At 53.7% G+C, this 22,849-nt stretch carries 20 protein-coding genes and 1 pseudogene; 11 read left to right on the top strand and 10 right to left on the bottom strand.

Annotated elements, in window-relative coordinates; genetic code table 11:
- Positions 1-145: 145 nt before the first annotated feature.
- Both mobB and mobA read right to left on the bottom strand, forming a co-directional pair.
- Positions 146-652: a molybdopterin-guanine dinucleotide biosynthesis protein MobB gene (gene mobB / locus CWM52_RS24465; RefSeq protein WP_100686434.1), complete on the bottom strand. Its 507-nt coding sequence runs from the start codon at positions 650-652 to the stop codon at positions 146-148.
- Positions 649-1,230 (bottom strand): molybdenum cofactor guanylyltransferase MobA, encoded by a 582-nt coding sequence (gene mobA / locus CWM52_RS24470; protein WP_100686435.1) that lies wholly within the window; start codon positions 1,228-1,230, stop codon positions 649-651. Before mobA ends, mobB begins: the two co-directional genes overlap by 4 nt.
- A gap of 71 nt (positions 1,231-1,301) precedes the next feature.
- Here mobA and CWM52_RS24475 point away from each other — a divergent pair, with 71 nt between their 5' ends.
- The 3 genes from CWM52_RS24475 (at position 1,302) to dsbA (ending at position 3,284) form a co-directional block, all read left to right on the top strand.
- Positions 1,302-1,571, top strand: coding sequence for a YihD family protein (locus CWM52_RS24475; protein ID WP_100686436.1), 270 nt, complete (start codon positions 1,302-1,304; stop codon positions 1,569-1,571).
- A gap of 75 nt (positions 1,572-1,646) precedes the next feature.
- Complete coding sequence (locus CWM52_RS24480; RefSeq protein ID WP_100686437.1) at positions 1,647-2,633, top strand: serine/threonine protein kinase; 987 nt, start codon at positions 1,647-1,649, stop codon at positions 2,631-2,633.
- Between the two features lie 27 nt (positions 2,634-2,660).
- The gene (gene dsbA / locus CWM52_RS24485; protein ID WP_100686438.1) at positions 2,661-3,284 is read left to right on the top strand and encodes a thiol:disulfide interchange protein DsbA; all 624 of its coding nucleotides are present in this window, start codon (positions 2,661-2,663) and stop codon (positions 3,282-3,284) included.
- A 73-nt stretch (positions 3,285-3,357) separates the two neighbouring features.
- Here dsbA and CWM52_RS24490 read toward each other — a convergent pair whose 3' ends face one another.
- A complete protein-coding gene (locus CWM52_RS24490) occupies positions 3,358-4,266 on the bottom strand; it encodes an acyltransferase (protein ID WP_100686439.1) in 909 nt (302 codons plus the stop codon).
- A gap of 396 nt (positions 4,267-4,662) precedes the next feature.
- Between CWM52_RS24490 and polA the strand changes: the two genes are divergently transcribed.
- Entirely contained in the window at positions 4,663-7,449 is a 2,787-nt protein-coding gene (gene polA / locus CWM52_RS24500; protein ID WP_100686440.1) for a DNA polymerase I, read from the top strand.
- A gap of 349 nt (positions 7,450-7,798) precedes the next feature.
- On the opposite strand, the gene yihA is transcribed toward polA, so the two are convergent.
- Positions 7,799-8,431, bottom strand: a complete 633-nt coding sequence (gene yihA, locus CWM52_RS24505) for a ribosome biogenesis GTP-binding protein YihA/YsxC (RefSeq protein WP_032690136.1) — start codon at positions 8,429-8,431, stop codon at positions 7,799-7,801.
- A gap of 583 nt (positions 8,432-9,014) precedes the next feature.
- Between yihA and yihI the strand changes: the two genes are divergently transcribed.
- Positions 9,015-9,518 carry a Der GTPase-activating protein YihI gene (yihI, locus tag CWM52_RS24510; RefSeq protein WP_100686441.1) on the top strand — a complete coding sequence of 168 codons (504 nt, stop codon included), beginning with the start codon at positions 9,015-9,017 and terminating at the stop codon, positions 9,516-9,518.
- Positions 9,519-9,706: 188 nt separating this feature from the next.
- Positions 9,707-11,080, top strand: coding sequence for an oxygen-independent coproporphyrinogen III oxidase (gene hemN / locus CWM52_RS24520; RefSeq protein ID WP_100686442.1), 1,374 nt, complete (start codon positions 9,707-9,709; stop codon positions 11,078-11,080).
- Between the two features lie 83 nt (positions 11,081-11,163).
- Here the strand turns inward: hemN and glnG are convergent, their stop codons facing one another.
- The 3 genes from glnG to glnA all read right to left on the bottom strand — a co-directional run bounded on the left by glnG (position 11,164) and on the right by glnA (position 15,228).
- Positions 11,164-12,573, bottom strand: a complete 1,410-nt coding sequence (gene glnG, locus CWM52_RS24525; RefSeq protein ID WP_100686443.1) for a nitrogen regulation protein NR(I) — start codon at positions 12,571-12,573, stop codon at positions 11,164-11,166.
- A gap of 8 nt (positions 12,574-12,581) precedes the next feature.
- Complete coding sequence (gene glnL / locus CWM52_RS24530; RefSeq protein ID WP_100686444.1) at positions 12,582-13,631, bottom strand: nitrogen regulation protein NR(II); 1,050 nt, start codon at positions 13,629-13,631, stop codon at positions 12,582-12,584.
- 187 nt (positions 13,632-13,818) lie between these two features.
- A complete protein-coding gene (gene glnA / locus CWM52_RS24535; RefSeq protein ID WP_100686445.1) occupies positions 13,819-15,228 on the bottom strand; it encodes a glutamate--ammonia ligase in 1,410 nt (469 codons plus the stop codon).
- 378 nt (positions 15,229-15,606) lie between these two features.
- On the opposite strand from glnA, the gene typA reads away from it, so the two are divergent.
- The 5 genes from typA to fabY all read left to right on the top strand — a co-directional run bounded on the left by typA (position 15,607) and on the right by fabY (position 20,619).
- On the top strand, positions 15,607-17,430 hold the full coding sequence (typA, locus tag CWM52_RS24545; RefSeq protein ID WP_100686446.1) for a ribosome-dependent GTPase TypA: 1,824 nt from the start codon (positions 15,607-15,609) through the stop codon (positions 17,428-17,430).
- 315 nt (positions 17,431-17,745) lie between these two features.
- Positions 17,746-18,336: a glucose-1-phosphatase gene (yihX, locus tag CWM52_RS24550; RefSeq protein WP_100686447.1), complete on the top strand. Its 591-nt coding sequence runs from the start codon at positions 17,746-17,748 to the stop codon at positions 18,334-18,336.
- A gap of 2 nt (positions 18,337-18,338) precedes the next feature.
- Complete coding sequence (locus CWM52_RS24555; RefSeq protein ID WP_100686448.1) at positions 18,339-19,193, top strand: virulence factor BrkB family protein; 855 nt, start codon at positions 18,339-18,341, stop codon at positions 19,191-19,193.
- 2 nt (positions 19,194-19,195) lie between these two features.
- Positions 19,196-19,633: a D-aminoacyl-tRNA deacylase gene (gene dtd / locus CWM52_RS24560; RefSeq protein WP_100686449.1), complete on the top strand. Its 438-nt coding sequence runs from the start codon at positions 19,196-19,198 to the stop codon at positions 19,631-19,633.
- A gap of 44 nt (positions 19,634-19,677) precedes the next feature.
- Positions 19,678-20,619 carry a fatty acid biosynthesis protein FabY gene (fabY, locus tag CWM52_RS24565; protein WP_165785434.1) on the top strand — a complete coding sequence of 314 codons (942 nt, stop codon included), beginning with the start codon at positions 19,678-19,680 and terminating at the stop codon, positions 20,617-20,619.
- Between the two features lie 15 nt (positions 20,620-20,634).
- Here fabY and CWM52_RS24570 read toward each other — a convergent pair whose 3' ends face one another.
- From CWM52_RS24570 to CWM52_RS24580, 3 genes and pseudogenes are all read right to left on the bottom strand, one after another.
- Positions 20,635-21,558: an alpha/beta hydrolase gene (locus CWM52_RS24570; RefSeq protein WP_100686451.1), complete on the bottom strand. Its 924-nt coding sequence runs from the start codon at positions 21,556-21,558 to the stop codon at positions 20,635-20,637.
- 201 nt (positions 21,559-21,759) lie between these two features.
- Positions 21,760-22,689, bottom strand: a complete 930-nt coding sequence (gene fdhE, locus CWM52_RS24575) for a formate dehydrogenase accessory protein FdhE (protein ID WP_100686452.1) — start codon at positions 22,687-22,689, stop codon at positions 21,760-21,762.
- Positions 22,686-22,849, bottom strand: a pseudogene (locus tag CWM52_RS24580) (formate dehydrogenase cytochrome b556 subunit); the annotation flags it as partial. The gene fdhE and the pseudogene CWM52_RS24580, both read right to left, overlap by 4 nt.

The following is a 22,849-nucleotide window of genomic DNA, read 5'->3' on the forward strand; positions in this document are numbered from 1 at the left end:
CGATGGTAGTGTGGGGTCTCCCCATGTGAGAGTAGGGAACTGCCAGGCATCAAATCAGTAAAAAGCCCATCCGTCAGGATGGGCTTTTTGCGTTTTTATCGTTATTTATCCGCCGCGCTTAATTTTGCTGAAATACTCACTGCCATTAAGCTTCCGCCAACCAACGTAGAATAAACGCCACGATCTGCGGAATATTGTTTAAATCTAGCTGTGGGAGAGATGTCTCTATTGGCGTGTCGCTGGCCACCGCAATCACATAATCATCTACGACAAGCTCCTCAACACGATGCCCGCTCTGTTGTCGAAAAAGCAGGATCTTCGCTATCGGCTCATGCTTAAACCCTTCAACCAGAACTAAATCCAGTTTTGATGCATCCATCCTGCTAACCAGCCAGGCCAAATCTACCTCTTCTGCATCCGGCGTTTCCGTCATCAGCGCCCAGCGCTGTGAACTGGCGACAATCGTTTGAGCCGCACCGGCTTTACGCAATTCATAGCTGTCTTTACCCGGTTTATCGACATCCATATTGTGATGGGTATGTTTGATCAAACCTGGACGCAGGCCAGCAGCACACAATGCGGGGATTAATTTCTTCAACAGCGTTGTCTTACCGCTACCACTCCAGGCGGAAATGGCGAGAACGGGGATCATGATTGCTCCTGTATGCTCTGCAAGTCATCAAGGGTATTGACGTTAATAAATGCCGGGCGGGCATCGCTGAAATCAACGCGATGCCCGCCGCTGTTGCGCATAAAAGCCATCACGCGTCGTTCTCCTGCGGCAAGATATGCCGCCAGATCGGGCATTACACATCGATTTATCAGGGCAATGGCGGGATGATCGCGTTCTCCGTCGTAGACCCAGACTACGGGCGCGGTCTTTTTTTGCTGTAAAAAGCGCTCAGCCAGGAATGAGGGGATAAAGGGGGTATCGCAGGGACAGAAGAGAAACCATTCGCTCTCTGTCTGCTGCATCACGGATAGCATACCAGCTAATGGCCCCGGGAAGTCAGAGAGAGTGTCGGAATACACCGGATACCCGCTTTCATACCAGCGTTCCAGATTACGGTTGGCACTGATAGCCAGGTTGGTCACCTGAGGAGACAGCGCCTCTGCAACATGGTGCCATAATGGCTTACCGTCGAGTAGCTGCAATCCCTTATCCGCGCCTCCCATCCGCGTGGCCCTTCCGCCTGCTAATACAACGCCGGTTATGACCTCGCCTTGCATATCAATATCGCCTCTTTCATTGTGGGATTGACCCTGTTAACTTGTCGCTATCAAGAGTAAGGAGCATGACCATGAAATGTAAACGTCTGAATGAAGTAATTGAACTCCTCCAGCCAGCCTGGCAGAAAGAGCCGGAGCTGAACCTGATGCAATTTTTGCAGAAACTCGCAAAAGAGGCCGGTTACGCCGGCGAACTGGCCGATCTTTCCGACGATATCCTGATTTATCATCTGAAAATGCGTGATTCGGCAAAAGAGGCCGTTATTCCTGGTATTCAGAAGGATTACGAAGAGGATTTCAAAACGGCCTTATTGCGCGCGCGCGGCGTCATCAAAGAGTAAAAGGTTGTAAGTGCTGCCGCGGAACGAGTTATGAGATGATATCCTGAACTACTCCTAAGTTTATCGGATGTCAGGATGCACGATAAGGCTTTTAATTTTCAGACGCTAAACCCGGATACCATCATTGATGGGCTATTCGATCTGGGGATGCGGGTGGACTCCGGGCTCACGCCGCTCAACAGCTATGAAAACCGCGTTTACCAGTTTCAGGACGAAGACCGCCATCGCTATGTGGTGAAGTTCTATCGTCCTGAACGTTGGTCTGCCGAACAGATCCTCGAAGAACACCAGTTTACCCTTCAGCTCAAGCAGGATGACGTTCCTGTTGCTGCACCATTGTTTTTCAATGACAGAACCCTTCATCAGCACCAGGGCTTCTATTTTGCCGTGTTCCCCAGCTTAGGTGGGCGCCAGTTTGAATCTGATAACCTCGATCAAATGGAGTCTGTCGGCCGTTATCTGGGGCGTTTGCACCAGACCGGGCGTAAATCGCGTTTTGTCGCGCGCCCTGAGATTGGGGTGAATGAGTATTTGCTGGCGCCGCGGGACGTTTTTGAACACTCAACGCTGATCCCCTCAGGTCTGAAGAAGGATTTCCTCCGCGCCGCAGATAAGCTGATCGCTGCCGTTATTGCACAATGGCACGGCGACGCGGACGTTCTGCGCCTGCACGGTGATTGCCATGCCGGTAATATTCTCTGGCGCGATGGTCCGCTTTTTGTCGATTTAGATGATGCCCGCAACGGTCCGGCCATCCAGGATCTCTGGATGCTGCTGAACGGTGATAAAGCCGAGCAGCGCATGCAGCTGGAGATGATCGTTGAAGCTTATGAAGAATTCAGTCCGTTTAATTCAGACGAAATCGCCCTTATCGAACCTTTACGCGCCATGCGGTTAGTTTATTATCTGGCATGGTTGCTCAGGCGCTGGGACGATCCTGCTTTCCCTGTTAATTTCCCCTGGCTTACCGGGGAAGATTACTGGCGGGGGCAGACAGCAACTTTTCTTGAGCAGGTGAAGGTTCTGCAAGAACCCCCTCTTCAGTTAACGCCAATGTATTAATTAGATATTTCCAGGAGAGACGTAAACATGAAAAAAATTTGGCTGGCGCTGGCTGGTATGATTCTGGCTTTTAGTGCTTCTGCTGCCCAGATAGCCGACGGTAAGCAGTACATCACCCTCGATAAGCCCGTCGCCGGCGCGCCTCAGGTTCTTGAGTTCTTCTCGTTCTACTGCCCGCACTGCTATCAGTTTGAAGAAGTGCTGCACGTTTCTGATAACGTGAAGAAAAAGCTGCCGGAAGGCGTCAAAATGACCAAGTACCACGTTGAATTCCTCGGGCCTTTGGGTAAAGACTTAACCCAGGCATGGGCCGTTGCGATGGCGCTGGGCGTTGAAGATAAGATCACTGTGCCGATGTTTGAAGCGGTGCAGAAAACCCAGACCGTGCAGACCGTGGCGGATATTCGTAAAGTCTTCGTTGACGCTGGCGTGAAAGGCGAAGACTACGATGCGGCATGGAACAGCTTTGTGGTGAAATCCCTGGTTGCTCAGCAGGAAAAAGCGGCTGCTGACTTCCAGCTGCAGGGCGTACCGGCCATGTATGTCGACGGCAAATATCAGCTGAACCCGCAGGGAATGGATACCAGCAATATGGACGCCTTTGTCGCCCAGTATGCGGATAGCGTTAAGCAGTTGGTTGAGAAGAAGTAAAAAAAAGCCGGTCACTGACCGGCTTTTTAATATCCCTCTTAAATCACCTGTGAAGGTGGCATTCTTCTCAGGTTCAACGCTCTTCGCGTCCTTTTGTCCGCATAATTTCCGTCAACTGACTGTCTTTCTCTTCCCACAGTTCATTCAACCAACGCTGGAAACGGCGCTTAAAGTTTTTGTCATTCACGTAGTCGCCATGCAGATCTTCCGCCACGGGAACGAGATTAACGTGAACAACAATGCGCGTCAGTCGGCCGCTTAACATATCGTAAAATGGCCGCCTGTTGTTCTCCGGATAGCAAAGCGTGACGTTCAACAGCTTATCGAACTGCGCACCAAGCACGTTCAACGCCATCGCGATACCTGCGGCCTTCGGTGGCAATAAATTGCGATAAGGTGAACGGGTTTGCTGCTGCTTGTCTTCGGTAAAACGCGAACCTTCGACAAAATTGACGATGGTGGTTGGATGCGCGCGAAATTTCTCGCAGGAGCGGCGAGTCGTTTCAACATCTTTACCGCGACGCTCAGGATGGCGAATTAAATAGCCTCGTGAATAGCGACGCATAAAGGGCATATCCAGCGCCCAGCAGGCAAGCCCGATAAAAGGTATCCACGCCAGCTGTTGCTTAAGGAAGTATTTATTCATCGGAATATGCTTGCGGAACAACACGCAGAGCACCACGATATCCGCCCAGCTATGATGATTGCTGATGAGCAGATACCAGTTTTTCTTGTTCAGTCCCTCAAGACCTTGCACGTCCCACGTCAGCCTGGGATTCAGGTAGAGCAGCAGTGCCAACCCTTCGCACCAGCAATACATCATGAAATTGCAGAAACGGGAAATCGCACGCCATACCGCAGGGATGGGCACAAGAAGTTTAATCAGCCCGGCGATGATTATCGGTACGGAACAGATAATGGTGACTAAGATGGTAAGGGCGATACTCAGCGGAAGTGTTATCGCAGCGAGTAATCTCGACATAGTTAGTTTATTCAGAAAGTTAGGCTGATAAAGAGCGCAGTTAAACCGTGCAAGAGGCTGATTTTACCAGAAAACGCAGCAAATGACGGGTCTTACCAGAACAGAAAAAACAGCGGATCTTATATCCACATGGAACATTGAGTCATTAGAAGGGTATTAAAAGCCAGGATCGATAATTAACTTCATGATAAATAAAATTAAATTATGTTTTTTGCTATTTTATTTCAGACCAGACAGCTATCCTTATAAAACTATGCACAAAGTTATCCACAGATATTATTGCCGCACGATCGACCGGATCAACGAATCTTTTTGGTGAAATGCGGGAAAAATTCAGGTTTTCAGGTCTGTCTGTGGCATCCTTTAGCCATAATCTGATAAACAGGCACGGAAATTATGGTTCAGATCCCAGAAAACCCACTTATCCTCGTTGACGGCTCCTCTTACCTCTACCGGGCGTATCACGCTTTCCCGCCGCTGACTAACAGCGCCGGCGAACCGACAGGCGCTATGTATGGCGTGCTGAATATGCTGCGCAGCCTGATCCTCCAGTATCAACCCACTCATGCCGTTGTGGTTTTTGATGCCAAAGGGAAAACTTTCCGTGACGAACTGTTTGAGCATTATAAATCACATCGTCCGCCGATGCCGGACGATCTGCGGGCGCAGATCGAACCGTTGCATACCATGGTGAAGGCGATGGGGCTGCCGCTGATGGCTGTGCCTGGCGTCGAAGCGGACGATGTGATCGGAACTCTGGCACGCGAAGCAGAAAAAGCGGGCCGTCCGGTGCTTATCAGTACCGGTGATAAAGACATGGCGCAGCTGGTTACACCGGGTATTACCCTGATTAATACCATGACCAATACCATTCTTGGCCCGGATGAAGTGGTGACGAAGTACGGCGTTCCGCCGGAGCTGATTATTGACTTCCTGGCGCTGATGGGCGACTCCTCCGATAACATTCCAGGCGTACCCGGCGTGGGCGAGAAAACGGCCCAGGCGCTGCTGCAGGGACTGGGGGGGCTGGATGCGCTGTACGCGGAGCCAGAAAAAATTGCCGGTTTGACCTTCCGCGGCGCCAAAACGATGGCGGCGAAACTGGAACAGAATAAAGAGGTAGCCTACCTCTCGTATCAGCTGGCTACGATTAAAACCGACGTCGAGCTGGATCTGAGCTGTGAAGAGCTGCACGTGCTGCCGCCGGCAGCGGACGATCTGTTGGCGCTGTTCAAAAAATATGAATTTAAACGCTGGATCACCGATGTTGAATCTGGCAAATGGATGCAGTCTAAAGGCGTTAAGCCAGCCGAAAAACCGGCAGAAGCATCGGCTGTAGCGGAAGAAGAGGTCGAGGTGGCCGCGACGCTGTCTGCGGAAAACTACGTCACTATTCTTGATGAACAGACGCTGATCGAATGGATCGAGAAGCTGAAAAAAGCGCCGCTGGTGGCGTTTGATACGGAAACGGACAGCCTGGATAACATTTCCGCCAATATGGTCGGCCTGTCGTTTGCCATTGAGCCCGGCGTCGCAGCCTATGTACCAGTCGCCCATGATTATCTCGATGCACCTGATCAGATTCCCCGTGAACGCGTACTGACGTTGCTGAAACCCCTGCTGGAAGACGAGAAACTGCTGAAGGTTGGGCAAAACCTGAAATATGACCGCGGAATTCTGGCGAACTATGACATTGAGCTACGCGGCATCGCTTTTGACACCATGCTGGAGTCCTACATTCTTGATAGCGTGGCGGGCCGCCATGATATGGACAGCCTTGCTGACCGCTGGCTGAAGCATAAAACGATTACCTTTGAAGAGATCGCCGGGAAAGGTAAAAATCAGCTCACCTTTAACCAGATAGCGCTGGAAGAAGCCGGGCGCTACGCGGCGGAAGATGCGGATGTCACCCTGCAGCTGCACCTGAAGATGTGGCCGAAGCTGCAGCAGCATGAAGGTCCGCGGAACATCTTTACGCATATAGAGATGCCGCTGGTACCGGTGCTTTCTCGCGTGGAACGCAACGGCGTCAAAATCGATCCGGCGGTGCTGCATGCCCATTCGCAGGAGATAGCCAAACGCCTGCTTGAACTGGAACAGAAAGCCTACGAGATCGCGGGTGAAGAGTTCAATCTCTCTTCCCCCAAGCAGCTGCAGACTATCTTGTTTGAAAAACAAGGTATTAAGCCGCTGAAGAAAACGCCGGGCGGCGCGCCTTCTACTTCCGAGGAAGTGCTCGAAGAACTGGCGCTGGATTATCCACTGCCAAAAGTTATTCTGGAATATCGCGGGCTGGCGAAGCTGAAGTCGACATATACCGACAAGCTGCCGCTGATGATTAACCCTAAAACCGGTCGGGTGCATACATCTTATCACCAGGCGGTAACGGCGACGGGGCGTCTCTCCTCCACCGATCCTAACCTGCAGAACATTCCGGTGCGTAACGAAGAAGGGCGTCGTATTCGTCAGGCATTTATCGCGCCGCCGGATTACCTCATCGTCTCTGCCGACTACTCGCAAATTGAGTTGCGCATTATGGCGCATCTGTCGCGTGATAAAGGCCTGCTGACCGCGTTTGCAGAAGGTAAAGATATCCACCGCGCGACGGCGGCAGAGGTCTTTGGCCTGCCGCTGGAAAGCGTTAGCGGCGAGCAGCGTCGAAGTGCCAAGGCGATTAACTTTGGTTTGATCTATGGCATGAGCGCATTCGGTCTCGCACGGCAGCTCAATATTCCGCGCAAAGAGGCACAGAAATATATGGACCTCTATTTTGAGCGCTATCCGGGCGTTCTCGATTACATGGAGCGTACCCGGGCACAGGCAAAAGAGCAGGGTTATGTCGAAACGCTGGATGGCCGTCGCCTCTACCTTCCGGACATCAAATCCAGCAACGGCGCCCGGCGCGCCGGCGCCGAACGTGCGGCGATCAATGCCCCGATGCAGGGTACGGCGGCAGACATTATCAAGCGTGCGATGATCGCCGTTGATGAATGGCTGCTGGCCGAGAAGCCGCGGGTGCGGATGATCATGCAGGTGCACGATGAACTGGTCTTTGAAGTGCACAAAGAAGATCTTGATGCCGTGGCGAAGAAGGTGCACGAACTGATGGAAAACAGCACGACGCTGGCGGTACCGCTGCTGGTGGAAGTGGGAAGCGGAGAAAACTGGGATCAAGCGCACTAAGTATTCAGTGGATAAGGTGATTTTCTGTAAGTAAGCAACATAACTTATAGCGTTTTGTGATGATCATTTGAATTTGCTATGTAAAGAGTGAAAAAAAACTACAAAAAGTGCTTTCTCCGTAACCAAAAGAAGAGTAGAGTTAACGACGTAGGGTACAGAGGTAAGATGTTCTATCTTTCAGACCTTTTACTTCACGTAATCGGATTTGGCTGAATATTTTAGCCGCCCCGGTCATTTATGACCGGGGCGTTTTTTATTGCGCGAAAGAAAATTTTTTGCCAGCCGCGATGGGCTGATGATGCGGCCCGGATAAGGCGTCAGGCGCCGCTATCCGGGAAAACAACGGCGATTACTCTCCGTCGGCGATCTCTTCCTGAGGAGGGATCTCATTAAACCAGCTGTCGAGCTTCTGACGCAGCTTATCCACGCCTGATTTTTTCAGCGAAGAGAAGGGTTCAACCTGCACATCGCCGTTAAAGGCAAGAACCGCTTCACGCACCATATTCACCTGCGCTTTACGTGCGCCGCTGGCCAGTTTATCGGCTTTGGTGAGCAGAACCAGAACCTGGATATCGCTTTCTACGGCCCATTCGATCATTTGCTGATCGAGGTCTTTCAGCGGATGACGGATATCCATCAGCACCACCAGTCCTTTCAGGCACAGGCGTTTCTCCAGGTATTCACCTAGCGCGCGCTGCCATTTGATCTTCATCTCTTCCGGCACCTGAGCGTAGCCGTAACCTGGCAGGTCGACCAGGCGTTTGCCTTCAGCGACTTCGAACAGGTTGATTAGCTGGGTGCGGCCAGGAGTCTTAGAAGTACGCGCCAGGCTTTTCTGGTTGGTGAGCGTATTCAGGGCGCTGGATTTCCCCGCATTTGAGCGACCAGCAAAAGCAACTTCGATCCCGGTATCGGATGGAAGATGGCGGATATCGGGTGCGCTGGTGACAAAATGCGTCTGTTGATAGTTCCAGTTAGTCAAGACTGTCGTCTCCGTTAAATAAGGCTATGGCGGGGATTATACCTGAACAGCAGAAAAAGGCTGTTTTTACCGCATCCTCCGGCGTAAGTAAAAGCCCTTCACTTTGTGAGATATTGTCCATTCAATGGTGAGGCAATCGATGAGAAACGAAGGGCACTGGCAGTGTTAACACATTAAAAATCATACAATTAAATTTAAAGAACAATCCTGAATAACCATTTTTATTCTGTGGTTAGTTGTAGGATTTGCTGAAAACGGTAGAGTAATGGGTAAGGCGAGGAAGCCAACAGGACAGTGACTCAGGATGAGTTGTCAGGAGCGCCAGGAGGCGAAGACCCGGGAGTGATGTCAGGATGACAAACGTCTGGAGACGTTTTGACAAGGAAAGGGATGTAACAGGGACTGTTATTTGCTAAAGGAAAGACAGGGTACGTCGTAAGCTAACAGGGAAAGTAGAACCCGCTAAGGGTTGTCAGTGAGGAAAAAGGCGGCAGAGTAATCTGTCGCCTTTTTTCTTTGCTTGCTTTCTGCTAGATTCCGCCTCAATTCTATACTGAAGAAAACGAATCTGAAGATTACTTATATGAAAAAACCGACATCCGTACCCCGTGGCAAAACGCATCGCAAGACACGTGAAGAAATGAACCAGGAATCCCGCGATCGCAAACGCCAGAAGAAACATCGTGGTCACGCGGCAGGAAGTCGCGCAAACGGCGGTGATGCCGCATCATCCGGCAAAAAACAGAGCCAACAGCAAGATCCGCGTATTGGGAGTAAAAAACCGATTCCGCTGGGCGTGACTGAAAGCACCCCGGCTACTAAGCAGCACAAACCGAAGAGCGAGAAACCTATGCTTTCACCACAGGCTGAGCTGGATTTGCTGGAAAATGATGAGCGCCTGGACGCGCTGCTGGAACGTCTGGAAGAGGGGGGCACCCTGAATGCTGAAGAGCAGTCATGGGTCGATGCCAAACTCGATCGTATTGATGAGCTGATGCAGCAGCTTGGCCTGTCCTACGATGATGACGAGGACGAGGAAGAAGAGCGCCAGGAAGATATGATGCGTCTGCTGAAGGGTGGAAACTAACGTTTGCACTCAATCGGATTCCCGGTCCTGCTTATAACCCTTTTGGTTGTATGTTATCTGCTGTGGTTATTCGTTAAACTACGACGGTTGTCGCGGCGTCAGAAATGGCTGCGCAACCGGCTCATTACCCGAGGTGCGGTTGGGCCGGGGCGGCGTACCCGCCGACGGCACCATCGGAAGGAGTGAGCATGTCTGTGCAGTTAATCGACTGGGATCTGGCCCTGATCCAGAAATATAATTATTCGGGGCCACGTTATACCTCATACCCCACCGCGCTGGAGTTTTCTCCTGAGTTCGGTGCGGCAGAATTTGACGAGGCGGTAGCTCGCTACCCGCAGCGTCCGCTATCGCTGTATGTGCATATTCCGTTTTGTCACAAGCTCTGTTATTTCTGTGGCTGCAACAAAATTGTGACTCGCCAGCAGCATAAAGCCGACCAGTATCTGGATGTTCTGCAGCAGGAAATTATTCATCGCGCGCCGCTCTTTGCCGGGCGTCAGGTGAACCAGCTGCACTGGGGCGGCGGTACCCCCACTTACCTGAATAAAGCGCAAATCAGCCGCTTAATGCATTTGCTGCGCAGCCATTTCAATTTTAACGCTGATGCAGAGATCTCGATTGAAGTCGATCCGCGTGAAATTGAGCTGGATGTCCTGGATCATCTCCGATCGGAAGGCTTCAACCGGCTGAGTATGGGGGTACAGGATTTCAATAAAGAGGTTCAGCGGCTGGTTAACCGCGAGCAGGATGAGGCGTTTATCTTTGCCCTGCTCAACCATGCTCGTGAGATTGGTTTTACCTCGACGAATATCGATTTGATTTACGGTCTGCCGAAGCAAACGCCGGAGAGTTTTGCGTTTACGCTGCAAAAAGTAGCCGAGCTCAACCCCGATCGCCTGAGCGTATTTAACTATGCGCATCTGCCGACGCTCTTCGCCGCTCAGCGTAAAATCAAAGATGCCGACCTGCCTTCGGCAGAACAGAAGCTGGATATTCTGCAAGAGACCATTGCCTCACTCACCAACGCCGGCTATCAGTTTATCGGTATGGATCATTTTGCCCGCCCGGATGATGAGCTGGCCATTGCTCAGCGCGACGGCGTCCTGCACCGCAATTTCCAGGGTTACACCACCCAGGGCGATACCGATCTGCTGGGGATGGGGGTGTCGGCGATCAGCATGATTGGCGACTGCTACGCGCAGAACCAGAAAGAGCTGAAGCTTTACTATCAACAGGTTGATGAAACCGGAGATGCGCTGTGGCGCGGCATCGCGCTGACCCACGATGACTGTATTCGCCGTGACGTTATTAAGGCGCTGATTTGCCAGTTCCATCTCGATTTTTCTGCGGTAGAAACGCGGTGGCAACTGGATTTCCAGCGTTATTTTGCCGACGATCTGGCGCTGCTGGCACCGCTGGCAAAAGATGGGCTGGTGGATGTGGATGATAAGGGTATTCAGGTGACGGCAAAAGGCCGTCTGCTGATTCGCAACATCTGCATGTGCTTTGATGCCTATCTGCGTCAGAAAGCGCGGATGCAGCAGTTCTCCCGCGTCATTTAACTCTGTCATGCCGGGCGGCACTTCGTTTGCCCGGCCTACGGATTCTGCAGGCCCGGTAAGCATAGCGCCACCGGGCATGACGTTTACTCCATTCCTAACTCTTTCAGCTTGCGCGTTAGCGTATTACGTCCCCACCCCAGCAGACGTGCGGCCTCCTGCTTATGCCCTTGCGTATGACGCAGGGCGGTCGTGAGCAGCGTCCGCTCCATCTCCGGCTGCGCTTCCGAAAGCAGGTTTTGATGACCGGAACGCAGGGCGCGATCGGCCCACTGTCCCAGTAACGTTGCCCAGCTGTCCGGCTGCATATGCGTCGGGCTATCGGGAATCGCGGTTTCAAACAGTTCGCTGGGAAGATCCTGCGTCAGAACCTCCTGGCCTGCTGCCATCACCGTCAGCCAGCGGCAGGTGTTCTCCAGCTGGCGGACGTTACCGGGCCAGGCTAAACGGGTTAGCGCGGTTTCCGTCTCCGGATGGAGCTGCTTGGCTTCGACCCCCAGTTCGCGGGCGGCAATTTGCAGGAAATGCCGCGCCAGGCGGGGAATATCCTCGCGGCGCTCGCGCAGCGGCGGCAGATGAACGCGAATCACGTTCAGGCGATGGAACAGGTCCTCACGGAACTTCCCTTCCTGTACGCGCTGCTCAAGGTTCTGGTGGGTGGCGGCAATAATGCGCACGTCTACCTTCACCGGCGCATAGCCGCCAACACGATAGAACTGGCCATCGGCCAGAACGCGCAGCAGGCGCGTCTGCACATCGAGCGGCATATCGCCGATCTCATCGAGGAACAGAGTCCCGCCGTCAGCCTGCTCAAAACGTCCCTGACGCACGGTATTGGCGCCGGTAAACGCCCCTTTTTCGTGACCGAAAAGTTCAGATTCGATCAGGTCTTTTGGGATAGCAGCCATATTCAGTGCGATAAATGGCGCTTTTGCCCGCGGGCTATGGCGATGCAAGGCGTGCGCGACCAGCTCTTTACCGGTACCGGATTCGCCGTTGATCAATACGCTGATCGATGAACGCGACAGGCGGCCGATGATGCGAAAGACGTCCTGCATCGCCGGCGCTTCGCCGATGATATCGGCCGTCGGGCTGGTTATCGTGATATTGCGCGGCTGCTGCTGTTCCTGATAGTGGCTGATCGCGCGATCGACCAGGGCGACCGCTTCATCAATATCAAAAGGTTTGGGCAGATAGTCAAAGGCGCCTTGCTGATAGGCGCTGACCGCCGCGTCCAGATCCGAATGCGCGGTCATTATGATGACCGGAAGCATGGGGTGACGCTGTTTAATTTGTTTCAGTAACGCCAACCCATCCATTCCCGGCATCCGGATATCTGATAACAGTACATCCGGGGTTTTGGTGGTGAGTGCATCAAGCACCTCGTTGCCGTTTTCAAACGTTGTACAACTTAAGCCTGCTCCGGTGAGCGCGCGTTCAAGCACCCAACGGATGGAGCTATCGTCATCAACGATCCAGGCTATCCCTCGTTGCATAAACACCTCTACTTCCGAATAGGCAGGTACACCGAGAATTCGGTATGCCCTGGCCAACTGGTAAATTCAATTTTGCCGGAGTGCTGATCGATAAGACTGCGGGCAATGGAGAGCCCCAGACCGGTACCGCCTTCGCGACCGCTAACCATGGGATAGAACAGCGTATCCTGTAAATGGGACGGAATTCCCGGGCCGTTGTCCTCGACGTCAATACGCGCGGTGAGGCGGTAACGAACGCCGTGCAGCGTCAACTGAAAGGCGGTACGGGTGCGCAGGATGATCTCGCCGCCTTCTGGCCCCAGCGCCTGTAGCGCGTTGCGAACGACATTCAGCAGAACCTGCTCGATCTGGTCCGGGTCATGAGGGAGCTCCGGCAGGCTCGGGTCGTAATCGCGGACCAGTCTGACGTTATCCGGCAGTTCCATCGAGACCAGCTTCACAACCCGTTCGGCAACCTTATGGATGCTTTCGGTCACGTGCATCCCTGGATGCTGCGGCCCCAGCAGGCGATCGACCAGATTTCTTAAGCGATCGGCCTGTTCAATAATCACGTTGGTGTATTCCATCAACGCCGGGTCAGGCAGCGCTTTACTCAGCAATTGCGCAGCGCCTCTCAGACCGCCTAACGGATTTTTGATCTCATGGGCCAACCCGCGAACCAAATCCCGCGCCGCAATTTGCTGGGCGTGCTGCAGCTGCTCCTGGCTCAGGCGCCGCTGGTTATCCATCGGGGCCATCTCCAGCAGGATATAGCCTTCAGGCAGGCGCTGTGCCGTCAGAGACAGGATATGCGAGCGGCCATCGATAACCAGCGTCACTTCGTTGTCGGTAAAACCCTGGCCCGCCAGCAGGCTTTCCTGCATCAGGTCAATATTCAGGGAAAAATAACTCAACAGTTCCGGGAGCGGCGTGCCAAAGAGCTTACGTGAACTTTGCGCCAGCAGCTGCTGCGCGGCCGGGTTCGCGTAATGCACCGCCAGGTCGTCATCGACCAGTAAAATACTGTTGATTAAAGAGTTAAGGATCTGCCCAGCATCGGGCTGAGTGCCTGTTGCCATCCGACAGTCTCCTGAAAAGAGTGCACTATTTTAGTGCAGTATAGCTTTTTATAGGTAAAAAGCGTATGAGATCAGAGTGTTGGTGGAGAAAAAAGCCCATCCTGAGATGGGCTGAAAGTTTCCACGGCAACAAAATATCCACGGTACCCCACGCCACAACACGGAATACCGGGGATTTACAGCAAAATCAGACGCTGTAGTACAGTTCGAATTCAACCGGGTGCGGAGTCATACGTACGCGGTCGTTTTCTTCAATACGCAGGGCGATGTAGGCATCGATAGCGTCGTTGGTGAACACGCCGCCAGCCGTCAGGAACTCACGGTCAGCATCCAGCGCGTTCAGTGCTTCTTCCAGAGAACCCGCAACCTGTGGGATCTCTTTCGCTTCTTCCGGCGGCAGGTCGTACAGGTTTTTGTCCATCGCTTCGCCCGGATGGATTTTGTTCTTAATACCGTCAAGGCCAGCCATCAGCAGTGCTGCGAAGCACAGGTACGGGTTAGCCGCCGGGTCCGGGAAGCGCACTTCAATACGGCGTGCTTTCGGCGAGGTGACTACCGGAATACGGATGGAAGCGGAACGGTTACGGGCGGAGTAAGCCAGCATGACCGGTGCTTCATAACCCGGGACCAGACGCTTGTAGGAGTTGGTGGTCGGGTTTGCCAGGGCGTTGATCGCTTTAGCGTGCTTGATAACACCGCCGATGTAGTACAGCGCTTGTTCAGACAGACCTGCATACTTGTCGCCAGAGAACAGGTTAACGCCGTTCTTGGACAGAGACATGTGGCAGTGCATACCGGAACCGTTGTCACCGAACATTGGTTTCGGCATGAAGGTCGCGGTTTTACCGAAACGGTGCGCAACGTTGTGCACAACGTATTTGTAGATCTGAATTTCGTCCGCTTTTTTGGTCATGGTGTTGAAACGGGTCGCGATTTCGTTCTGACCCGCGGTAGCCACTTCGTGGTGGTGAGCTTCAACAACCAGGCCCATTTCTTCCAGGATCATACACATGGTAGAACGGATGTCCTGAGAGGAGTCAACCGGCGGAACCGGGAAGTAACCCCCTTTCACGCCTGGGCGGTGACCTTTGTTACCACCTTCGTATTTGGTGGAGGAGTTCCATGCGCCTTCGATGTCGTCGATAGCCACGTGGGAGCCAGAGATAGAGGCGCCGAAACGGATATCGTCGAACAGGAAGAATTCTGGTTCTGGCCCAAACAGAACGGTGTCTGCGATGCCAGTAGAGCGCAGGTATTCTTCAGCGCGTTTTGCGATGGAGCGCGGGTCACGGTCGTAGCCCTGCAGCGTGCCTGGTTCCAGGATATCGCAGCGGATGATCAGCGTCGGTTCTTCATAGAACGGGTCGATCAGCGCAGTGGTCGCATCCGGCATCAGAACCATGTCAGATTCGTTAATACCTTTCCAGCCACCAATCGAGGAGCCATCAAACATTTTGCCTTCTTCGAAGAATTCGGCATTTACCTGATGAGAAGGAATTGTGACGTGCTGTTCTTTACCTTTGGTATCGGTGAAGCGCAGATCGACAAACTTCACTTCGTGCTCGTTCAGCATCGTCAAAACGTGTTCAGCGGACATACTTAAACTCTCCCGGATTGGTCATTGTCGTCGTGGAAACGAAAACTTTTTAACTACGAAAAGTGGCGTTGTTGCCTTAAAAAATATAAAGCGAAATCTGTGCCAACTTTTAAATTGCCCCCAAAAGGCGTTATCATGCACTCCATCGTGCAAAAGGGCTGCACCATTATGAATGCATTGCACTAATATAGTGCAATTGCGTGAGCATTGGGCACTGATTTGGTGCAATTGACCTTGAATAACCCTTTTAACGCTCCGTGAAAGCGATCACAAAGAAACTCTGCAATACTTGTTTGCGGAGGATGTTTGTGATCCTGTTTTGTACTGCGATTAATCCGTGTACAATAACGCGCTATTTCTAATGCCTGAGGCAAAGTTGTGATCGAAAATTTGCGTAATATCGCCATCATCGCGCACGTTGACCATGGTAAAACTACCCTGGTTGATAAGCTGCTGCAGCAATCCGGTACGTTCGATGCGCGTGCCGAAACTCAAGAACGAGTGATGGACTCCAACGATTTGGAGAAAGAGCGTGGGATTACTATCCTCGCGAAAAACACCGCCATCAAATGGAATGACTACCGTATCAACATCGTTGATACCCCTGGGCACGCCGACTTCGGAGGTGAGGTTGAGCGTGTCATGTCCATGGTTGACTCTGTGCTGCTGGTGGTTGACGCATTTGACGGCCCGATGCCGCAGACGCGCTTCGTGACCAAAAAAGCCTTTGCTCATGGCCTGAAGCCGATTGTCGTCATCAACAAAGTTGACCGTCCTGGCGCGCGTCCTGACTGGGTTGTCGATCAGGTATTCGACCTGTTCGTTAACCTCGACGCGACCGACGAACAGCTGGACTTCCCGATCGTTTACGCTTCTGCGCTGAACGGTATTGCGGGTCTGGATCACGAAGATATGGCTGAAGATATGACTCCGCTGTATCAGACTATCGTCGATCGTGTTCCGGCGCCGAACGTTGACCTTGATGGCCCGCTGCAGATGCAGATCTCCCAGCTGGACTACAACAACTACGTTGGCGTCATTGGCATCGGCCGCATCAAACGCGGTAAAGTGAAGCCAAACCAGCAGGTCACTATCATTGATAGTGAAGGCAAAACCCGTAACGGTAAAGTGGGTAAAGTTCTGACCCACCTGGGCCTTGAGCGTATCGACAGCGATATTGCTGAAGCGGGCGATATCATCGCGATCACCGGTCTGGGCGAACTGAACATCTCTGATACCATCTGCGATCCGCAGAATGTTGAAGCGCTGCCGGCGCTGTCAGTCGATGAGCCAACCGTATCCATGTTCTTCTGCGTTAACACCTCTCCGTTCTGCGGTAAAGAAGGTAAGTACGTTACCTCTCGTCAGATTCTTGACCGTCTGAATAAAGAGCTGGTGCATAACGTGGCGCTGCGCGTCGAAGAAACTCCGGATGCGGATGCATTCCGCGTTTCCGGTCGTGGTGAGCTGCACCTGTCTGTGCTGATCGAAAATATGCGTCGTGAAGGTTTCGAAATGGCGGTTTCCCGTCCGAAAGTTATCTTCCGCGAAATCGACGGCCGTAAACAAGAGCCGTTCGAAAACGTCACGCTGGACGTTGAAGAGCAGCATCAGGGTTCTGTCATGCAGGCTCTGGGTGAGCGTAAAGGCGACCTGAAAAACATGAATCCAGATGGCAAAGGCCGCGTACGTCTCGACTACGTGATCCCAAGCCGTGGCCTGATCGGCTTCCGTTCTGAGTTCATGACCATGACCTCCGGTACTGGTCTGCTGTACTCCACTTTCAGCCACTACGACGACGTTCGTGCGGGCGATGTGGGCCAGCGTCAGAACGGCGTACTGATCTCCAACGGTCAGGGTAAAGCGGTTGCGTTTGCACTGTTCAGCCTGCAGGACCGCGGTAAGCTGTTCCTCGGCCACGGTGCTGAAGTTTACGAAGGCCAGATCATCGGTATTCACAGTCGTTCTAACGACCTGACCGTAAACTGCCTGACCGGTAAGAAACTGACCAACATGCGTGCTTCCGGTACTGACGAAGCAACGGTCCTGGTTCCGCCGGTTAAGATGACCCTGGAGCAAGCTCTGGAGTTCATCGATGACGACGAACTGGTAGAAGTGACCCCAACTTCCGTTCGTATCCGTAAACGTCACCTGACTGAGAACGACCGTAAACGCGCAATGCGCGGTGCGAAAGAAGATTAATTCTCGCTTCTTGTCGATACCGAACCCCGCCTTTATGGCGGGGTTTTTTTGTCTGTAGACACCCCAACCGGTGAACCGCGGCCAAAAAGTCAGACGGGGCTGTTCACCGGTTGGGGGCTCCGTAACGCTTTGCGCTCTGGGTCAGTGATGAGTGTGGCGGGATATCTGAAGGGAAAAGTGAGCAGCGTGGCTCTCCAGGGGCGAGCCGTTATCGGGCAGCCTAAATCGTTCTGAACACCGGTTTAAAAACCATACATAGTCAAATACCGCCTTTCCCGCTACAGTTAATCTTTCATGGCGCGCAAGGAGACAAAAATGCTCTATATCTTTGATTTAGGTAATGTGATTGTCGACATCGACTTCAACCGGGTTCTCGGGACATGGAGCGATTTGAGCCGTATCCCGCTCGCGACGCTCAAGCAGCATTTCACCATGGGCGAGGCGTTCCATCAGCACGAGCGCGGTGAAATTAGCGATGAGGACTTTGCGCACGCGATGTGCCATGAAATGAATATGCCGCTGAGCTATGAGCAGTTTTCCCACGGCTGGCAGGCCGTTTTTGTCTCTCTGCGCCCGGAAGTCATCGCTATTATGCAAAAGCTGCGCGAGCAGGGGCACCGCGTGGTTGTTCTGTCGAATACCAACCGTCTGCATACCACTTTCTGGCCGGATGAATATCCGCAGGTGCGGGCCGCCGCCGATCGTATCTATCTTTCCCAGGAGATGGGGATGCGTAAACCCGAGGCGCGAATCTATCAAAGCGTCCTGCAGTCGGAAGGTTTTTCTGCCGAGGAGACGGTCTTTTTTGACGATAACGCCGATAATATAGCAGGGGCTAAGCTGTTGGGGATAACCAGTATTCTGGTAACCGGAAAGGAGACCATCCCCGCCTACTTTGCGAAATAACTATGCTCAAAACCGTTCATCAAAAAGCAAAGCGCCGCGTCCGGCCCCTGATTGCCTGGATAAAACTGCTCTGGCGGCGTATTGATGAAGACCATATGACGACACTGGCGGGGAATCTCGCCTATGTGTCGTTACTCTCCCTGGTGCCGCTGATCGCCGTCGTCTTTGCGCTGTTCTCGGCGTTTCCGATGTTTGCCGAGGTCAGCGGGCAGCTTCGCCACTTTATCTTCGCTAACTTCATCCCGGCGACAGGGGATGTCATTCAGGGATACATCGAACAGTTTGTCGCGAACTCCAGCCGGATGACCGCCGTCGGCGCCTTTGGGCTGATCGTGACCTCGCTGCTGCTGATGTATTCGATTGATAGCGCGCTGAACACCATCTGGCGCAGCACGCGTACCCGGCCCAAAATTTACTCATTTGCCGTTTACTGGATGATTCTGACGCTGGGGCCGCTGCTGGCGGGGGCGAGTCTGGCCATCAGCTCTTATCTGCTGTCGTTGCGCTGGGCGAGCGAACTGAACAGCGTGATTGATGATGTGCTGCGTCTCTTCCCGCTGATGTTATCGTGGACGGCATTTTGGTTGCTCTACAGCATTGTACCGACGACCCAGGTACGCAATCGCGATGCAATTATCGGATCGCTGGTGGCGGCGCTGTTGTTTGAGGCGGGCAAAAAAGCGTTTGCTTTATATATCACGACCTTCCCGTCGTACCAGCTGATTTACGGCGTGATAGCCGTGGTGCCTATTTTGTTTGTCTGGGTGTACTGGACGTGGTGTATCGTCTTGCTTGGGGCAGAAATTACTGTCACTCTCGAGGAATACCGCAAACTTAAAAAAGAAGAACCAGAATAACTATGATTGCATTAATTCAACGCGTATCCCGTGCAAGCGTAACCGTGGAGGGCGAAGTGACGGGGGAAATCGGCCCGGGGCTTCTGGTGTTGTTGGGCGTTGAGAAAGACGATGATGAGCAAAAAGCGAATCGCCTGTGCGAGCGCGTACTTGGCTATCGTATTTTCAGCGATAGCGAAGGAAAAATGAACCTCAATGTGCGGCAGTCCGGCGGCAGCGTCCTGGTGGTCTCACAGTTCACGCTGGCGGCGGATACCGAACGGGGCATGCGACCGGGTTTTTCCAGAGGGGCCGCCCCTGACAGAGCGGAAGCGCTGTATGACTATTTTGTCGGTCGCTGTCGCCAGCAGGAGATGAACACCCAAACCGGGAGATTCGCTGCGGATATGCAGGTCTCACTGGTGAATGATGGTCCTGTGACCTTTTGGTTGCAGGTATGAGCCAGCTTCCGGGCCGGCTGCGGGTAACAAAAGAGAGTACGGCTATGTATCACCTTCGTGTACCGCAAACAGAAGACGAACTCGAGAGCTACTATCAGTTCCGTTGGGAGATGTTGCGCAAGCCGCTCCATCAGCCCAAAGGATCGGAGCGTGACGCCTGGGATGCGATGGCGCATCACCAGATGGTCGTGGATGAAGAAGGCAACCTGGTTGCCGTCGGGCGGCTGTATATAAACGCGGAGAACGAAGCCTCTATTCGCTTTATGGCCGTACATCCCTCGGTGCAGGATAAAGGCTTGGGGACGCTGATGGCGATGACGCTGGAGTCCGTCGCCCGTCAGGAGGGCGTTAAGCGCGTGACCTGTAGCGCTCGCGAAGACGCGATGGATTTCTTTGCCAAGCTCGGTTTTGTTAACCAGGGCGAAATTACCACGCCGACCACCACGCCGATCCGCCACTTCCTGATGATTAAGCCAATCGCCTCGCTGGACGATATTCTGCATCGCGGCGACTGGTGCGGGCAGCTGCAGCAGGCCTGGTATCAGCATATTCCGCTCAGCGAAAAAATGGGTGTGCGTATTCAGCAGTACACCGGCAAAAACTTCATCACCACCATGCCTGAAGCCGGTAACCAGAATCCGCACCATACGCTGTTTGCCGGAAGTCTGTTTTCCCTGGCGACGCTGACCGGCTGGGGGCTTATCTGGCTGATGCTGCGCGAGCAGCATCTGGGCGGCACGATTATTCTCGCCGATGCCCATATCCGTTACAGCCAGCCGATTAGCGGCCGCCCGAGCGCGGTGGCCGATCTGGGCTCGCTCAGCGGCGATCTCGACCGCCTGGCACGCGGGCGCAAAGCCCGCGTACAGCTGCAGGTTGAGTTGTTTGGCGGCGAGAATCTGGGCGCTATTTTTGAAGGCATTTACATCGTTCTGCCCGCGAAGCCGTTTGGTTCGTATGAAGAGGGCGGGAACGAAGAAGAGTAATTCCCGGCGCGCTGATTATATCGACCGACCTGGTGAACGGATTCGCCAGGCGATATCGCCCATGGCATGGCGAGCCGCCAGACTGATGCCACCCAGCTGAAAGAAACCGTGAATCACGCCAGCATAGCGCTGGCAGGTACAGACCACGCTTTGCTCGATCATTCGCTGATACAGCGCTTCACCCTCATCACGCAGCGGGTCATATTCGGCGGTGAGGATATGCACCGGCGGCAGGCCGCTGAAGTCGTCTCGCCACAGCGGGCTGGCCTCCGGGTGTGCCGATTCCGTTGCGGGCAGGTACATTTCGTAACCGCTCAGCAGCGTATCCCGGGTGATGATGTAATCCTCTCCATTGCTGACGTAGCTTGCCGAAGCCGCGGTGGCGTCCAGCATGGGGTAAATCAGAATCAGCTGTGCGGGCTGCCAGCCACCCGCGGCTTTCAGCCGGAGCGCGGTGACGAGAGCCAGATGCCCCCCCGCGCTATCGCCCGCAAGGGTGATTTGCGAGGCATCGACCCCGAGCGGCTCCGCGTGGCGGCGGATAATCTGCGCTCCCTGTTCCGCGTCATCGTGCGCGGCAGGAAACGTCTGCTCGGGAGCCAGCCGGTATTGCACGGCAATGACCCGGCAGCCGCTTTCATACGCCAGCTGGCGCAATTGTTTATCGTGGGTGGCGAAACCGCCGCTGATAAAACAGCCGCCGTGATAGTAGATAACGGTGGGCAGCGGACCGGCCGCATTCTGCGGCGATACCACGCGAAAATGCATCCCCTCCAGCATGACATCATCCACCTGCACTCGCGTTTCGGTTTCTCCTGCCAGTACCGCACTGGCAACATAACCTGCCCTCCGGTCATCAATATTTCGCTCTCGCGAAGAGGGGCGCCCTGCGGCGATAAACTCCTCAACCAGCCGGGCAATACCGTGTTCCAGTGCCATCATTATATTCCTTTGGTCTGTATGGATATACAGTGTTATAGCCTGGGTTGCCGTCGATAGAAAAGGTTTTTTTTGTAGAAAATGAGCATCGGGGACGGGAGAAGGGCATGCTAAAGCGAAGGCCTTCCTCTGCTGAGGTGCGCGCGTATCAGGTTTTGGCGAGTGCCGGGCAACGTGGATTACCCGGCAATATGGGGGGATTTACTCCCCTTCACCCGGGAACATAAACGGGTTAATCGAACTTCTGGCGAAGCCTTCCTGCTCCATGCGGGCATCCAGCACCAGCGAGGCGAGATCGTCGGCCACGGCTTCCACTTGCGGATCTTTTTCCTGGTACAGAATCTTCAGGTAAGTCCCGCAGTCACCGCAGCTTTCGGCCTTAATGGCCGCCTGCTCGTTGTCCAGAGACCAGTAATGTAAATCCCGGCTCTGCTCGCAGTTGCTGCACTTCACGCGCACGACGTGCCATTCGGTTTCGCACAGGTTGCAGTGCAGGTAGCGCAAGCCCTGCGTGGTGCCAATTTGCACCATGCTGGATACCGGCATTGAACCGCAGACCGGGCAATACTGACGCTGTTCGCCATACTCGGCGCGCGCCTTGCCGGGGATCAGGTTGGCCATCTGCGCCCAGTAGAGCGACAGCGCAGCCCAGATAAACGGCGCTTTGTCGCTACTGACCGAGGCAAAGTCGGAAGCGAACAGGGCGCTTGCCATCAGCTCCAGCTCCTGCTCAGAGGCTTTTTCGAGGTTTTCGATGACCGCCAGCGCCGGGCCACTCATCTCTGGCTTGAGCTCGGCAATCAGCGAATGCAGGAGCTTGTGCCAGTGCTTGTCGCGCGGCAGCACGTGAATATCCAGCGGCGGTTTGCCCTGCTCGTTCGCTTCTTTGAGGCGGGCGGTCAGATCCATCTGTAGCGGATGGTCATAGAGCACCACTTCCTGGGCGTGTGCAATGAGCGCAGCAAAGCGCAGGTAGTCGCCCAGCGGGTTGTTCTGTGCCAGTTCGCGCAGACGATCGGCCCGACGGTTATAAAGATTTTTCAGCCTGGGAAACAGTAACGGCGGAATGTACTCCGCCGTACGTTTCTCGCTCGAACCCAGCTCATCTTGCGGGATTATGCGAATACTCATTCAGTCTTCTTTTCCTGTTTCTGGCGAACTTCCCGGTACCAGCGGGGATGATGTTTCTTCGCCCATGTTTTGGTCACCCAGCCCTCCACCATCGCGGTAATGGTGCCTTTCACCCACAGGGCGGCGTAAATATGCACCATAATAACCACAATCAGGGCAA

The organism is Raoultella sp. T31 (genome assembly GCF_002806725.1).
In the GTDB taxonomy this organism is placed as follows: domain Bacteria; phylum Pseudomonadota; class Gammaproteobacteria; order Enterobacterales; family Enterobacteriaceae; genus Klebsiella; species Klebsiella electrica.